Source organism: Telmatospirillum siberiense (genome assembly GCF_002845745.1).
Classification (GTDB): Bacteria; Pseudomonadota; Alphaproteobacteria; order Rhodospirillales; family Magnetospirillaceae; genus Telmatospirillum; species Telmatospirillum siberiense.
Genome location: NZ_PIUM01000015.1, coordinates 35,422 through 47,611, shown reverse-complemented (window position 1 = coordinate 47,611; position 12,190 = coordinate 35,422). Strand labels below are relative to the sequence as shown.

The window sequence follows — 12,190 nt, the reverse complement described above, 5'->3', positions numbered from 1 at the left end:
AATCGACAGACCTTATCTGAGGAAGAACTGCACCGGCACGACCAACTCGATGTGCTCGCCGGGGATGTCGACGGGGGGCGCGGGAAGCGGTTGGGCGCGTTCCAACAAGTCGATCCCCTCCTCGTCGAGCGCGACTGACCCGGAGCTTCGCTCCAATTTGGCCGAAAGCACCGCCCCGCTCCGATCCATCACGAAACGAACCGTCGCCACGCCCTCCTGGCGGCGCGCCCGGGCGGAGGCGGGATAGCGCTTGTAGCGTTCGAGATGGGCAAGCAACAGCCCCTGCCAGGTGGGCTTGGCGTTTCCCGACGGCGTTTGAGCCGGCGCCTCGGCCGTTGCGGACGGTTGGGCGGGGGCGGGCCTGGTCTCCCGTGGCGCCGTTTCGGCCGGCAGAGCAACGGCCGGCTCGACGACGGGCGGGGGGACGACGGCGGTCGGAGGCTTGACCCTGGCCACCGGGGCCGGCGGCTTCCGCGCGGGCGGCTCGATCGCCTTCTCGATCGGCCTGACGGGCTTCGGCTCGGGAGGCTTCGGCGCCGGTGGCGGAGCGGCGGGCGGCGTGGGAAGTGGTGCCATGTCGATCATCATCGCCGACGGCGGCGGAGGAGGCTCGGTCACATGCGGCGGCCAGACGACGGCCGCCAGGACCGCCCCCAAATGCAGGGCCAGGATCACCAGAGCGCTCGTCGACCAGAGCTTCGTCCGGGGCAGGTCCCAGTCATCCGCGCGAGGAGGCGTCAAATCCATGACGGCCGAACCGCCCCCCGAGACAAGATGCGGCATCGGACTGGTCATGGCTGCGACGAATCCTCCTGCCCCACCAGCGCCACCTTCAAATAGCCGGCGGCGCGCAAGGCGTCCATCACCTCCATCAGGGCTCCGTAATCAACGGTCTTGTCGGCGCGCAGAAACACCCGCGTCTCCTTGTCGCCCTGGGCGGCGGCGTCCAACGTCGAAGCCAGGTCGTCGCGCGAAACCGCGTCATTGCCGACGGCGAGGCTTTTATCGGCCTTGAGCGTGAGAAACAGGGGCTTGTCGGGTTTCGGCGCCGGCTGGGCGGTGGAACTGGGAAGGTCAACCTTGACGTCAACCGTGGCCAGAGGCGCCGCCACCATGAAAATGATCAGCAGCACCAGCATGACATCGATGAATGGCGTCACGTTGATCTCGTGCATTTCGCCGAGATCGTCGACTCCGGAATCGAGGCGACCGGCCATTATTCAGCGGCCTCATGCAAGGACAGCATGTTGCGGTCGAGATCGCGGCTGACGATGCGCAGCACCTCCGACGAAACATCGGAGAGCGTCGCCTTGTAGCCGGCGATGGAGCGGGCGAAAGCATTGTAGATCACCACGGCCGGAATGGCGGCGATCAGTCCGATGGCCGTGGCCAGCAAGGCCTCGGCGATCCCGGGCGCCACCACCGCCAGATTGGTGGTCTGCGCCTTCGAAATGCCGACGAAGCTGTTCATGATGCCCCAGACGGTGCCGAACAGACCGACGAACGGCGCCACCGAACCGATGGTGGCCAGGATGCCGATCCCCATCGCCATCCGCCGCCCGGCCGCAGCCTCCAGACGCTCCAGCTTGGAAGCCACGCGTTCCTTCACCCCATCCGGCGGCAAACCCGCCGACAGGCGCGCCTCGGCCATGGCGGCCCGGACCAGAACGGTTTCCGGCCCGACGGCTGCCACGGTCTTGACGGCATCGACCAAACCGCGCGAGCCCTCAAGGCAGACAAGCAGACTCCGCGCCCGTCGGCGCGACCGGTACAGTTCGATGGTTTTGGCCAGCCACACGCTCCAAGTCACCACCGAAGCGGCGGCCAAGCCGAGCATAACCGTCTGAACGACGGCGTCGGCGGACAGAAACATCGCCCAAGGCGACAGATCGTGCGGCAGAAGCGCAGCTCCGGAAACGGTCGTGGATGCCAGTTGCGTGGTCATGATGTCGGACACCTCTCGAAGCAAGCTTTCCGAAACGGGAACGGTGGCTGCCAAATAATAATGCAAATCATTTTCATCTTTGGGTCTACATCCCTCTTCCGCCCCTTGTCAATATCGCCCGCGCGGAAACGAGCGCATTGCAGCGTTCCGAAATTCACCGCATGGCACCCCGGCTTTCAGTCTCTGCCCGGCAAAAGCTGACGGTGACGGCGCCCCTCGACGATGGGGAATTTATGCTAATAATTCTCGTTATCACAAACAATCTCGTATCAGGTGGAGGCCAGCGTGACAGCCTTGCCAAACGGGGATAGAATGCGCTGCCTTTCTTATTCCCCTAGGATTAGAGTCCGTCGGCCCCGATGGTGACCACACTCCCCAATCTCTTGACGATTTCCCGGATCCTGGTGATCCCGCTGATTGTCGCAACCTTCTATATCGAAGGCTCGAGCGTCCGCTGGGTGGGCTGCGCCCTCTTCATCGCCGCAGCCATCACGGATTTCTTCGACGGCTATTTCGCCCGCCGGCGCAACAGCGTCTCCAACCTCGGCCGCTTCCTCGACCCCATCGCCGATAAATTGCTGGTCTCGGCGGTCCTTCTCATGCTGACCGCTTTCGACCGGGTCTCGCAGGTGAGCGTTCTTCCCGCCGTGGTCATCCTGTTGCGCGAAATCCTGGTTTCGGGCTTGCGCGAATATCTGGCGGAACTTCGTATCGGCATGCCCGTCAGCCGTCTGGCCAAATGGAAAACGGCTATTCAGATGACGGCCCTGCCGACCTTGATCGTCGGCGACGCGGCCCCCGCCTGGCTTCCCGCCCAGCCCCTGGGCGAGGTCTTGCTGTGGGGTGCGGCGGTCCTGACCCTGATCACCGGTTGGGATTACATGCGCGCCGGCCTCAAACATATGCGGGATACCCCATGAGGATTCTCTATTTCGCCTGGCTGCGCGGCAAAGTCGGAACCGGCGAGGAGGAAATCACTCCACCGGTGGGGATCGCCACCGTCGGCCAACTGATCGACTGGCTGAAAACCCGCAGCCCCGGCTACGCCGAAGCTTTTGCCCAGCCGGGGCTGATCAGGGCCGCCGTCAATCAGGAATATGCGAAACTCGACCAGGCCGTCGCGGCGAGTGACGAGGTCGCCTTTTTCCCGCCGGTGACCGGGGGCTGAGCGATGAGCGTTCGCGTCCAGCGGGAGGATTTCGATCCGGGTGCCGAAATCGCCCGCATGACGGAAGGCCGCACGGACGTCGGGGCGGTGACCAGTTTCGTCGGGCTGGTGCGCGGCGCGGCCGGCGATGGCTCGGCCATGACGCTCGAACATTATCCCGGCATGACGGAACGGCAATTGTCCGCCATCGAGGCCGAGGCTTGCGGGCGCTGGCCGCTGCTCGACAGCCTGATCATCCATCGCTTCGGCCGCCTGAATCCCGGGGACCGCATCGTCCTCGTCGCCGTGGCCTCCAGCCATCGCGCCGCCGCCTTCGCCGCCTGCGAGTTCCTCATCGATTGGCTGAAAACCCGCGCGCCGTTCTGGAAGCTGGAAGAGGGGCCCGGCGGTGAACATTGGGTCGAGGCGAAAGACGACGACGACGACAGGGCCGATCGCTGGAACAAAAGTTCGTAATCGCCGACCAAGGCGAAGGCATCACAAAAAAAGCCCCCTTCATCCCGCAGGTGAAGGGGGCTTTTTCCGTAAATGCGACGCCGTCACCCCTTCAAGGGGCGCAACGTCGTCGTCCACTCATGACGATCCTCGGTCTCGCCATATTGAATACCGACGATCGCATCATAGAGCTTCTGAGTTAGCGTGCCCGTCTTGCCGCCGTTGATGGTGACGCGCTCATCCTTGTATCCCAGCTCACCGACGGGAGAGACCACGGCGGCGGTGCCGGTGCCCCACATTTCGACCAGGGTTCCGTTGCGGGCGGCGGCCATCACCTCATCGATGGAAATCCGCCGCTCGGACGTCTTGAGGCCCCAGTCGCGGCACAGCGTCAAAATCGAATCGCGGGTCACGCCGGCCAGAATCGCGCCGTTCAGAGGTGGCGTGATGATCTCGTCACCGATCTTCAGCATGATGTTCATGGTTCCCACTTCGTCCAGATAGCGATGTTCGACGCCATCAAGCCAGAGAACCTGGGTGTAACCCATCTTCTGCGCCTCTTCTGCGCCGAGAATGCTGGCCGCGTAATTGGCCGCCGTCTTGGCCGCGCCCAGCCCGCCCTGCACGGCCCGGACATGGGCGTCCGTCGCCAGGATCTTCACCGGATTGATGCCTTCGGCATAATAGGGGCCGACGGGCGACAGGATGAGGAAGTAGGTATAGGTCTTCGACGGATGCACGCCCAGGAACGATTCAGAGGCGATCACCGCGGGACGCAGATAAAGCGAGGTGCCGCGCTTCGAGGGAACCCAGGATTGATCGACACCGACCAGGGCATGGAAGGATTGAACGACGAGTTCGGGATCCAGCGGCGGAATGCACAGATAGCCGCAGGAGCGGTTCAGCCGATCGGCATGTTTGGCGGCGCGGAAGAAGCGAATGGAACCATCTTGTCCGCGATATGCCTTCAACCCGTCGAAAACCGACTGCGCGTAATGCAGGACCGACGTTGCCGGATCGAGGGAGAACGGCTGGTAGGGGATGATCTTCGCATCATGCCAGCCCTTGCCCTCGGTATAATCCATGCGAAACATGTGATCGGTGAAAACCGAGCCGAACCGCAATTCGTCATCGGCGGGATGTACCTTCGGCTTGCTCGTGCGCGTGATTGCGATCGGGGTAGGACCGGGTTGTCCGTCGAACCAGACGAAACCGTCGCGATCATCGAGAAGAGCCGTAGCCATTTGAGGATTTCCTTGGAATAAGTTAGAAAATTACCGATTAGGGTTGCAATGAGTAACATTCCTAAGGCATATAAGTCAATATGACTGACATAAAATCCGGTGTGAATCTGCTCTTCCTGCGCGAAGAGGAGTTGAGACAGGGCATCGAACTGCTCTATTTCGCCTATCGCGGTTTCACCGAAGAGCCAGACGCGATCCTCGCCGATTACGGATTTGGCCGCGCCCATCATCGGGTCATCTATTTCGTCGGACGGCGGCCGGGCATCACCGTCAGCGAACTTCTGGCGACGCTGCGCATCACCAAGCAGAGCCTGTCGCGGGTTTTAGGTCAATTGATCGACGATCAGTTCATCACCCAGCGGCCGGGACTCCGGGACCGCCGTCAGCGGCTGCTGGAGCTGACGGCCAAGGGGGTCGACCTTGAACGATTGCTCACCGAAAAGCAGCGCGCCCGCATCGCCGCCGCTTATCGGGAAGCAGGACCCGAAGCCGTCGAGGGATTCCGCAAGGTCATGCTGGGGCTGATCGGCGAGGCCGACCGCCGCTCGTTCACCGCGGCGGGACTCCGGGCGCGGGAACGGCGTTGAAAGGCAGGGGATAAGAGTGGAAGGACAATCGCATATTCTGGTTGTCGACGACGACACCCGCCTTCGCCAGCTTCTGAATAAATATCTGGTCGAGAACGGCTATCTGGTCTCGACGGCCGCCGATGCGGCCCAGGCCCGTCAGCAACTGGGTGCCATGACCTTCGATCTGATCGTGCTCGACGTCATGATGCCGGGTGAAAACGGCCTGGCCCTGACCAAAAGCCTGCGGTCGGACAACGCCGTGCCGATCCTGCTGCTGACCGCCATGGGGGAAACCACGGACCGCATCAATGGTCTGGAAGTCGGCGCCGACGATTATCTGACCAAACCATTCGAACCGCGAGAACTGCTGCTGCGCATCAACAGCATTCTGCGCCGCTCGGTCCGCGAAACGCCGGCGGAACCCAGGCTCTGCCGCTTCGGCCGCTTCACTTTCGAATCGGCGCGGGGCGAATTGCTCTGCGATGGCGAGGCCATCCATCTGACCTCGGCCGAGGCGGCGCTGCTCGCCCAATTGGCCCTGACACCGGGCGAAACCCTTTCACGCGAGGATCTGGCCGCAAGGACGGGCAACAGCGGCAACCTGCGCACCGTCGACGTGCAGGTCACCCGCCTGCGGAAGAAGATCGAGGAAGATCCGCGTCTGCCCCGTTACCTGCAAACGGTACGCGGCCGAGGTTACGTTCTGTGGACCGATTGACATGACCTCCGCCGCGACCACCTGGATCAAGTCCATTCTTCCGCGCGGCCTGCTCGGCCGTTCGCTGCTCATTCTGGTTTTGCCGTTGATCATTCTCCAGTTGGTTTCGGCCTATGTCTTCTACGGCACCCACTGGGACATGGTGACACGGCGTCTGGCCGCAGGCCTGGCCGGCGACATCGGCGCCGTCATCGAAATGATGCGCACCTTCCCGGGAGAGCAGAACCGGGCAACCATCTTCGCCGTCGCGGCGACGACTCTCGACCTCAAGGTCTCGCTGGAACAGGGCGGCATCCTCGAATCCACCGGCGTGCGGGGCATGGGTCCGGGTGTCAGACCGGATCTCAGCGGCCACAGCCTGGAGGGTAATTTGACAGGGGCGCTGGCCGAACGCGTCGGCAGACCCGTCTACATCGATACCGAAACGCTGGAACGCGACGTCGAGATCAAGGTCCAGCTTCCTAACGGCGTGCTGGACGTCCGGGCGTCGCGCAAACGGCTCTACAGCCCGACCACGACCATCTTCGTGCTGTGGATGGTCGGCACTTCCCTCCTTCTCTTCGGCATCGCCACCATTTTCATGCGCAATCAGGTGCGGGCCGTGCGTCGCCTGGCCGCTGCCGTCGACAGCTTCGGCAAGGGCCGGGACGTGCCTTACTTCAAGCCGCAGGGCGCCGCCGAGGTCCGCCAGGCCGCCGCCGCTTTCGGCCGCATGCAGGACCGGATCAAGCTGCAAGTCAGCCAGCGCACCGAAATGCTGGCCGGCGTCTCCCACGATCTGAGAACCCCCCTGACCCGGATGAAACTCGAACTGGCCATGGCCAAAGGGAACGGCATCGAGGACCTGAAGGAAGACGTCGCCGACATGGAGCGGATGATCGAGGGCTATCTGGCCTTCGCCCGCGGCGAAGGCTCGGAGAAGAGCTGCGACACCGATCTCGTCGCACTGCTGGAGGACGTCGTCGGCAAACTGCGCCGCGACGGCGGACAGATCGATCTGCATTGCGAGGAAGATCTTTCCCTGCCGTTGCGCCCACAGGCCATCAGCCGTTGCCTGACCAACCTGATCGGCAACGCGGTGCGCTATGCCGACCATGTCTCCGTCCGGGCCGGCCGGCGCCAGGATGCGATCGAGGTCACCGTCGACGACGATGGGCCGGGCATCGCCGCCGATCAGCGCGAGGAGGTCTTCAAGGCTTTCGTCCGCCTGGAAGGCTCCCGCAATCCCGAAACCGGTGGCGTGGGACTCGGACTGACGATTTCGCGTGACGTCGCCCGCGTTCATGGCGGAGATATCCTGCTCGAAGACAGCCCTCTGGGCGGCCTCAGGGTACGGCTGCGCCTACCGCTCTGAAAACGCCCGCATTCTTATGGCTGACGCCATATCCATAATGGCGCGTGCTTCTGGGAAAATCTCGGGCTATCCTGGCGGCAAAAGGTTCCCCAGAAGGCATGATCATGGCCCCCCATCCCACCAGCGCTTCCACCAAGACCGAAGACCCCGACGTTCTTGCACGCCGGGAAGTCACCCGTATGTTGAAGGGACCGGTGGCGGCACGGTTTCAAAGCCTGATTCCGCCTTTGGCCGGTCATCCCGACCCCTACAAGACCATCATGGAAACGCCCGAACTGCTGGACGCCAGTTTCCGGCTGTTCCGCATGAAGAACGAGGCTTTCGCCGAATTTCTGGTCGATGCCACCGGCAATCCGGTCTCCGACGAAACGATAAGGCTTAAATGCGGGCGTTCCGTCAGCGAGATCATCGGCATGGCGGTGCGCACAGGGATGCGCAGCTATGCCGAAGCCTATTTCGGCGATCCGATCTCGCCGCCCAAGGGGCAAGCCGCCACGGCGGCCGCGTCCCAACAGAAGAAGACGGCGTCGAAGGGCCGCTTCAAATTGATCAACGTGGACAAGATATCCTCGCTCTTCAAAAGAAATTATGGGCAGCCCAAGACCTTGCCGGCGGGGCAAACCAACTCCGGACGGTTCTACGCATCGGTCAAGGACAATCTCGATTACGAATGGCAGGTGAAGTTCTTCCCGATCTATGTGGAAATCCCCCCGCATGTCTTCGATCGGCTGGGGACCGGCATCACCCGCATGGACAGCGAGGAAAAGCTGCAGCTTTTGGCGCAGATGGCGCTCACCGACATCAACAAGGCGGAAAGCGTCATGCGCGATCCCGCGCTGTTCCGCGAGATGATGGAACATAATGTGCTGGCTTCGGCGACCGTCTCGCATCTCGGCGAGGAAGGTTTCGAGAGCGTCCACGACGCTCTCGGACATCTGGATCCGGAGAAAAAGTGGAACGTCCTTGCCAACAAGGACACCGCGGTCCGCCTGCACGAGGATAAGCGCATCACCAAAAACGACATCGCCGCCCTTGCCGATTATCTGGACATGCTGAACGAATATGCGCTGGACGCGATCTTCGATTTGAAGCTCAACCGCGACCAGATGCAGATGTTCCTGCGGACGGCGGAAGAACATCTCGGGCACCAGATGTTCCTGGCGCTCTTCGGTCCCATCCAGACCGTCATGCCCGACGACCATGACGAACAGCAGAAAATGCGGCGCTACCAGACCTTCACCCAGACGGCCCTGCGCAGCCTGGTTTCCGCGGTCAAACAGCTCGACGACAATCTGCGCAAGGCCGGCGGCGAAGGGTCCATCGAAGAATGCCTGGCCACGGTCTGCCGTTCCAGGCGCATCGATCTCGAAAAGGAAGTCAAGAAACTGGCGCCGAGTTCCCTCGGCGCCTGAGCCTGGAGAGTGATTCAGATTTTTGACGGAATCGCATAGCGATTCCGTCAAAAATCATCCGGCTCTCGCCATTATCAACGCTTGACCTTGCCCAGTCCGTCCTTGATCTCGTCCAGGATCTGGGAAAAGCGCTTGTTCAAAAGGTCGAAAGCCTCGCTGTTGGACTTGGCGATGATTTCGGACAATTCCTTGGAATTGGCCAGAGCCCGTTCGAAAGCATCCTTGGCCAGTTCCGTCTGGCGGACGACCTTATCCTGCGGAGATCCCGCCTCCACCAAATCCTTGGCGACGGTCGAACTTTCCTCAAGCGTCTGGCGAAGGATTTCCACCTGCCGCTTGAACACCGCCTGCACACCCTCGAAGGCCAACTTATTGGCCTGGGTGAGAGCTTCGATGTTTTTGCGCTGCGAAGAAACGAGGGTTTCGACATCCACCCCGGGCACCTTGAAATCGCCCACGAATTTGGAAATGTCGAAATCGAAGAAATTTTCTGGTTGCTTGGCCATAAACGGTTCCTCCATCAGGAGAATGATTCTTGACTTGGGCGTCCTCAAAGTAAGTGTCGAGCACCACCGGGTCAATCGGATTATTGCATTGCAACAAAAACTTTCGCGCGATTATTGGGCGCCGGTTTCCCCGCCGCGAAACGGCGCTCCGGGGCCTCGCCCGATAAAACTCGCGATGCTTTCGGCGCGGCGCAGTGCCCGGTCGAGAGTGGCCATGGTCCTGGCCATGTCGGAGGACTCGTCCGTCAACCACGTCCTGAACGCGGCCAGATAGATGACGGCCACCCCCTTCGCCTTGACGCGGCCCACCGGCCCGGAAGCGCTGATCCCAGCGACCTCAAGCATCAGAGATGCCGTCCGCAAGAGATGCGGCGCGCTGCAAAACAGCATCCAGGGATCGCTGGCGGAGCCTTTGACAATGGCGCGGATACCCTCCTTGTAAGGTTGCATAGAATCAAAGCGCCTCATGATCACGTCGAAAAGCCGATCGCGCGCCGGCTCGTCGCCGGCGGCAAGCGGACCTTTCCACAAGGCGTCATCAAGACAATCCAGGAAAGCTTTGAGAATGGCGGTCTTGCCGTCGAACTGCTCATGGAGGTCGGCCAGTCCGATGCCGGCCCGAACGGCGATATCGGCCAAGGAAACAGCATGCCAGCCACGTTCGGCGGCGAGAGCCAAAGTCGCATCGATGATCGAGGACCGTTCCGGAACCGATGTTGTTTTTCTTACCATGACGCACGAACCCCTTTGTTATCGGCAAGATTTGGGGTCGCGGTCCGGAATTGCCAACTCCGTCGTCACTCGGCCCGGGATAAGGACCTATTGAGAAACCGGTGAATCGAGCCGTTGAGTCCCGATGACGCCTGGATCAGCCGGCCAACTCACGCGACCGGTCGGTTGCTGCGGCGACGGCTTCGCCCATCAGGGGGCCGACCCCGTCGTCGCGCATCAGCACCTGCAATGCGGCGAAGGTGGTGCCGCCGGGGCTGGTGACGTTCCGCCGCAACTGTTCGGGGCTTTCCGAGGACTGGCGCAGCAGTTCCCCCGCACCCACGACGGTCTCCCGCGCCAGACGCGCCGCCAAGTCCTCGGGCAAGCCCGCCCGGACACCAGCCGCGGCCATGACCTCGGCCAACAGGAAGACATAAGCGGGGCCGCTTCCCGAAAGAGCGGTGACGGCGTCCATGTGCGCCTCGTCCTCGATCCAGGCGATCGCGCCGACGGCGGCCAGGAGATCACCGCAAATCTTTCGCTGATCGGCGGCGACGACGGAATTGGCGACGGCCACCGTCATTCCACGCCTCACGGAGGCAGGGGTGTTGGGCATGGCCCGCACCACCGCAGCCCCGCTTCCCAGGATCCGGGCGAAGTAGGCCAGCGGCTTGCCCGCGGCAATGGTGAGATAGACGGCCCCCGCAAACCGCGCATAGGCGGGAAGGGCCGCGTCCATCATTTGCGGCTTGACCGCCAGGACCACCACATCCGGACGCAGGTCTGCCGGCAGCGACTGAACGTCACCGGTCACGCGAACCTGAGCACGGGAGGGATGTTTCGCTTCTTCGGGATCGACGACGAAAATGTCGCGCGGGGCCATCCCGAGGGCGAGCCAACCATCCAACAAGGCCCCCCCCATCTTGCCGCACCCGACCAAAAGAATCTGGGTCACGCTTCTCCAACCGTATCGAGCAGAGCGGCAGAAATGGCGTCCGTCGCCGACTTGCCGCCCCAAATCACAAACTGGAAGGCCGGATAGAACCGCTCGCACTCGCTGAGCGCGATGTCCACCAGGTCTTCGATCTGCTCCATGCTGGCCCCGCCGAGGCCGCGTAACAAGATGGCATGACGGAACATGGGAACGCCCTCTTCGGTCCAAAGACCAAAATGGCCGAGCCACATGCGTTCATTGACCATGGCAAGGAGTTCATGCACCGGCGACTTTTTCGTCGCCTGAATCTTCATGTCGAAGGCACAGGTAAAATGCAAAGCGCCGATATCTTCGCGCCAGGCGAAGTAAAGGCTGTAGTCGCACCATTTCCCGGGAACTTCGACCGCCATTTCGTCATCGCTTCGCCGATCGAACGGCCAATCATTGGCCGTCACGAACTGTTCCACGAGATCAAGCGGATTGGCTGCCGCCTCTTCTTCCAACGTCGCCGAAAACGTCATGCCCGCGACCTCCTTTTACCTGTCGTGGGTAGCGGCCAAGGCAGGAACCGAAGATCTTGTGCACCTGCCCCAATGTAGCACAAGCAGTAGCTTATAGAGCGATTCTCGCCAGCGCAAGAATTAATCGCCCCCAGGCTCTGCTTTGCTGTGGATAAAATTCGAAAAGTCACAAACAAGAAACAATGACAGCAAAAAACGACGAACAACAGCAATCGACAGTTGATGTCATTCCGTTTTCTCGGAATCATCGGCTTTGATTTTCTTCGCCGGCTTGGCGGACAAAGAGATAGAACCCGATTTAAGAGCAGCTAATTCTTCTTCAAGCTGCTGCAACCTGATGGCCTGATTTTCCTGTTCGTCGCGCGCCTTGGCGGCCAGAGCCTGCACGGCTTCGAATTCTTCGCGCGTTACGAGGTGCAAATTGCCGACGAAATGCTCGAGCTGTTGGCGGACCAGCCCTTCGATTTCAGTCTTCAACCCCGTCAGGGCATTGAGGGCGCCACCCGCCATTCTGGCGAGATCGTCGAAGAGTCGATTGTCGGTCTGCATGCTGGTCACCTATCGAGAAAACTTTGCGCATTATGGGAAGCGTCGTCGCCAGACGCAACGTTATACCTTCGCGTCGCGTAACGACGCTTGTTGCCGCACCACGGCGAGCCTATAACGAATCCAG

General features: G+C 61.6%; 16 protein-coding genes. 7 read left to right on the top strand and 9 right to left on the bottom strand.

Annotated elements, in window-relative coordinates; translation table 11 throughout:
• Positions 1-12: 12 nt before the first annotated feature.
• The 3 genes from CWS72_RS13840 to exbB are packed head-to-tail and all read right to left on the bottom strand — an operon-like array spanning position 13 to position 1,945.
• Positions 13-795: an energy transducer TonB family protein gene (locus tag CWS72_RS13840; protein WP_241911725.1), complete on the bottom strand. Its 783-nt coding sequence runs from the start codon at positions 793-795 to the stop codon at positions 13-15.
• Positions 792-1,217, bottom strand: coding sequence for a TonB system transport protein ExbD (gene exbD / locus CWS72_RS13835; RefSeq protein ID WP_101251210.1), 426 nt, complete (start codon positions 1,215-1,217; stop codon positions 792-794). Before exbD ends, CWS72_RS13840 begins: the two co-directional genes overlap by 4 nt.
• Entirely contained in the window at positions 1,217-1,945 is a 729-nt protein-coding gene (gene exbB, locus CWS72_RS13830; RefSeq protein ID WP_101251266.1) for a tonB-system energizer ExbB, read from the bottom strand. Before exbB ends, exbD begins: the two co-directional genes overlap by 1 nt.
• 359 nt (positions 1,946-2,304) lie before the next feature.
• On the opposite strand from exbB, the gene pgsA reads away from it, so the two are divergent.
• Genes pgsA through CWS72_RS13815 form a run of 3 tightly spaced genes read left to right on the top strand, consistent with a single transcriptional unit; the run spans position 2,305 to position 3,569 of the window.
• Positions 2,305-2,865 (top strand): CDP-diacylglycerol--glycerol-3-phosphate 3-phosphatidyltransferase, encoded by a 561-nt coding sequence (gene pgsA, locus CWS72_RS13825; RefSeq protein ID WP_101251209.1) that lies wholly within the window; start codon positions 2,305-2,307, stop codon positions 2,863-2,865.
• Positions 2,862-3,113 (top strand): molybdopterin converting factor subunit 1, encoded by a 252-nt coding sequence (gene moaD, locus CWS72_RS13820; protein WP_101251208.1) that lies wholly within the window; start codon positions 2,862-2,864, stop codon positions 3,111-3,113. The genes pgsA and moaD overlap by 4 nt, the downstream gene beginning before the upstream one ends.
• Before the next feature lie 3 nt (positions 3,114-3,116).
• Positions 3,117-3,569 (top strand): molybdenum cofactor biosynthesis protein MoaE, encoded by a 453-nt coding sequence (locus tag CWS72_RS13815; protein ID WP_101251207.1) that lies wholly within the window; start codon positions 3,117-3,119, stop codon positions 3,567-3,569.
• 83 nt (positions 3,570-3,652) lie between these two features.
• On the opposite strand, the gene CWS72_RS13810 is transcribed toward CWS72_RS13815, so the two are convergent.
• Positions 3,653-4,792: a branched-chain amino acid aminotransferase gene (locus CWS72_RS13810; protein ID WP_101251206.1), complete on the bottom strand. Its 1,140-nt coding sequence runs from the start codon at positions 4,790-4,792 to the stop codon at positions 3,653-3,655.
• A gap of 80 nt (positions 4,793-4,872) precedes the next feature.
• On the opposite strand from CWS72_RS13810, the gene CWS72_RS13805 reads away from it, so the two are divergent.
• The 4 genes from CWS72_RS13805 to CWS72_RS13790 all read left to right on the top strand — a co-directional run bounded on the left by CWS72_RS13805 (position 4,873) and on the right by CWS72_RS13790 (position 8,845).
• A complete protein-coding gene (locus CWS72_RS13805) occupies positions 4,873-5,379 on the top strand; it encodes a MarR family winged helix-turn-helix transcriptional regulator (RefSeq protein ID WP_101251205.1) in 507 nt (168 codons plus the stop codon).
• A 16-nt stretch (positions 5,380-5,395) separates the two neighbouring features.
• The gene (locus tag CWS72_RS13800; protein WP_101251204.1) at positions 5,396-6,079 is read left to right on the top strand and encodes a response regulator; all 684 of its coding nucleotides are present in this window, start codon (positions 5,396-5,398) and stop codon (positions 6,077-6,079) included.
• Position 6,080: 1 nt separating this feature from the next.
• Positions 6,081-7,433: a sensor histidine kinase gene (locus CWS72_RS13795; protein ID WP_101251203.1), complete on the top strand. Its 1,353-nt coding sequence runs from the start codon at positions 6,081-6,083 to the stop codon at positions 7,431-7,433.
• A gap of 104 nt (positions 7,434-7,537) precedes the next feature.
• The gene (locus CWS72_RS13790; RefSeq protein ID WP_146002747.1) at positions 7,538-8,845 is read left to right on the top strand and encodes a hypothetical protein; all 1,308 of its coding nucleotides are present in this window, start codon (positions 7,538-7,540) and stop codon (positions 8,843-8,845) included.
• Between the two features lie 74 nt (positions 8,846-8,919).
• Here CWS72_RS13790 and CWS72_RS13785 read toward each other — a convergent pair whose 3' ends face one another.
• The 5 genes from CWS72_RS13785 to CWS72_RS13765 form a co-directional block, all read right to left on the bottom strand.
• Positions 8,920-9,351 (bottom strand): phasin family protein, encoded by a 432-nt coding sequence (locus CWS72_RS13785; protein ID WP_101251265.1) that lies wholly within the window; start codon positions 9,349-9,351, stop codon positions 8,920-8,922.
• A gap of 111 nt (positions 9,352-9,462) precedes the next feature.
• On the bottom strand, positions 9,463-10,083 hold the full coding sequence (locus tag CWS72_RS13780) for a TetR/AcrR family transcriptional regulator (RefSeq protein ID WP_101251201.1): 621 nt from the start codon (positions 10,081-10,083) through the stop codon (positions 9,463-9,465).
• Positions 10,084-10,219: 136 nt separating this feature from the next.
• Positions 10,220-11,017, bottom strand: a complete 798-nt coding sequence (proC, locus tag CWS72_RS13775) for a pyrroline-5-carboxylate reductase (RefSeq protein ID WP_101251200.1) — start codon at positions 11,015-11,017, stop codon at positions 10,220-10,222.
• Positions 11,014-11,517, bottom strand: a complete 504-nt coding sequence (locus CWS72_RS13770) for a type III secretion system chaperone family protein (protein WP_101251199.1) — start codon at positions 11,515-11,517, stop codon at positions 11,014-11,016. The genes proC and CWS72_RS13770 overlap by 4 nt, the downstream gene beginning before the upstream one ends.
• Before the next feature lie 225 nt (positions 11,518-11,742).
• Positions 11,743-12,066 carry an accessory factor UbiK family protein gene (locus CWS72_RS13765; RefSeq protein ID WP_101251198.1) on the bottom strand — a complete coding sequence of 108 codons (324 nt, stop codon included), beginning with the start codon at positions 12,064-12,066 and terminating at the stop codon, positions 11,743-11,745.
• Between the last annotated feature and the right edge of the window lie 124 nt (positions 12,067-12,190).

Coding starts and splice junctions, on each gene's coding strand:
- CWS72_RS13840 (WP_241911725.1), bottom strand. CDS start 795: ATGACCAGTCCGATGCCGCATCTTGTCTCGGGGGGCGGTTCGGCCGTC.
- exbD (WP_101251210.1), bottom strand. CDS start 1,217: ATGGCCGGTCGCCTCGATTCCGGAGTCGACGATCTCGGCGAAATGCAC.
- exbB (WP_101251266.1), bottom strand. CDS start 1,945: ATGACCACGCAACTGGCATCCACGACCGTTTCCGGAGCTGCGCTTCTG.
- pgsA (WP_101251209.1), top strand. CDS start 2,305: ATGGTGACCACACTCCCCAATCTCTTGACGATTTCCCGGATCCTGGTG.
- moaD (WP_101251208.1), top strand. CDS start 2,862: ATGAGGATTCTCTATTTCGCCTGGCTGCGCGGCAAAGTCGGAACCGGC.
- CWS72_RS13815 (WP_101251207.1), top strand. CDS start 3,117: ATGAGCGTTCGCGTCCAGCGGGAGGATTTCGATCCGGGTGCCGAAATC.
- CWS72_RS13810 (WP_101251206.1), bottom strand. CDS start 4,792: ATGGCTACGGCTCTTCTCGATGATCGCGACGGTTTCGTCTGGTTCGAC.
- CWS72_RS13805 (WP_101251205.1), top strand. CDS start 4,873: ATGACTGACATAAAATCCGGTGTGAATCTGCTCTTCCTGCGCGAAGAG.
- CWS72_RS13795 (WP_101251203.1), top strand. CDS start 6,081: ATGACCTCCGCCGCGACCACCTGGATCAAGTCCATTCTTCCGCGCGGC.
- CWS72_RS13790 (WP_146002747.1), top strand. CDS start 7,538: ATGGCCCCCCATCCCACCAGCGCTTCCACCAAGACCGAAGACCCCGAC.
- CWS72_RS13785 (WP_101251265.1), bottom strand. CDS start 9,351: ATGGCCAAGCAACCAGAAAATTTCTTCGATTTCGACATTTCCAAATTC.
- CWS72_RS13780 (WP_101251201.1), bottom strand. CDS start 10,083: ATGGTAAGAAAAACAACATCGGTTCCGGAACGGTCCTCGATCATCGAT.
- CWS72_RS13770 (WP_101251199.1), bottom strand. CDS start 11,517: ATGACGTTTTCGGCGACGTTGGAAGAAGAGGCGGCAGCCAATCCGCTT.
- CWS72_RS13765 (WP_101251198.1), bottom strand. CDS start 12,066: ATGCAGACCGACAATCGACTCTTCGACGATCTCGCCAGAATGGCGGGT.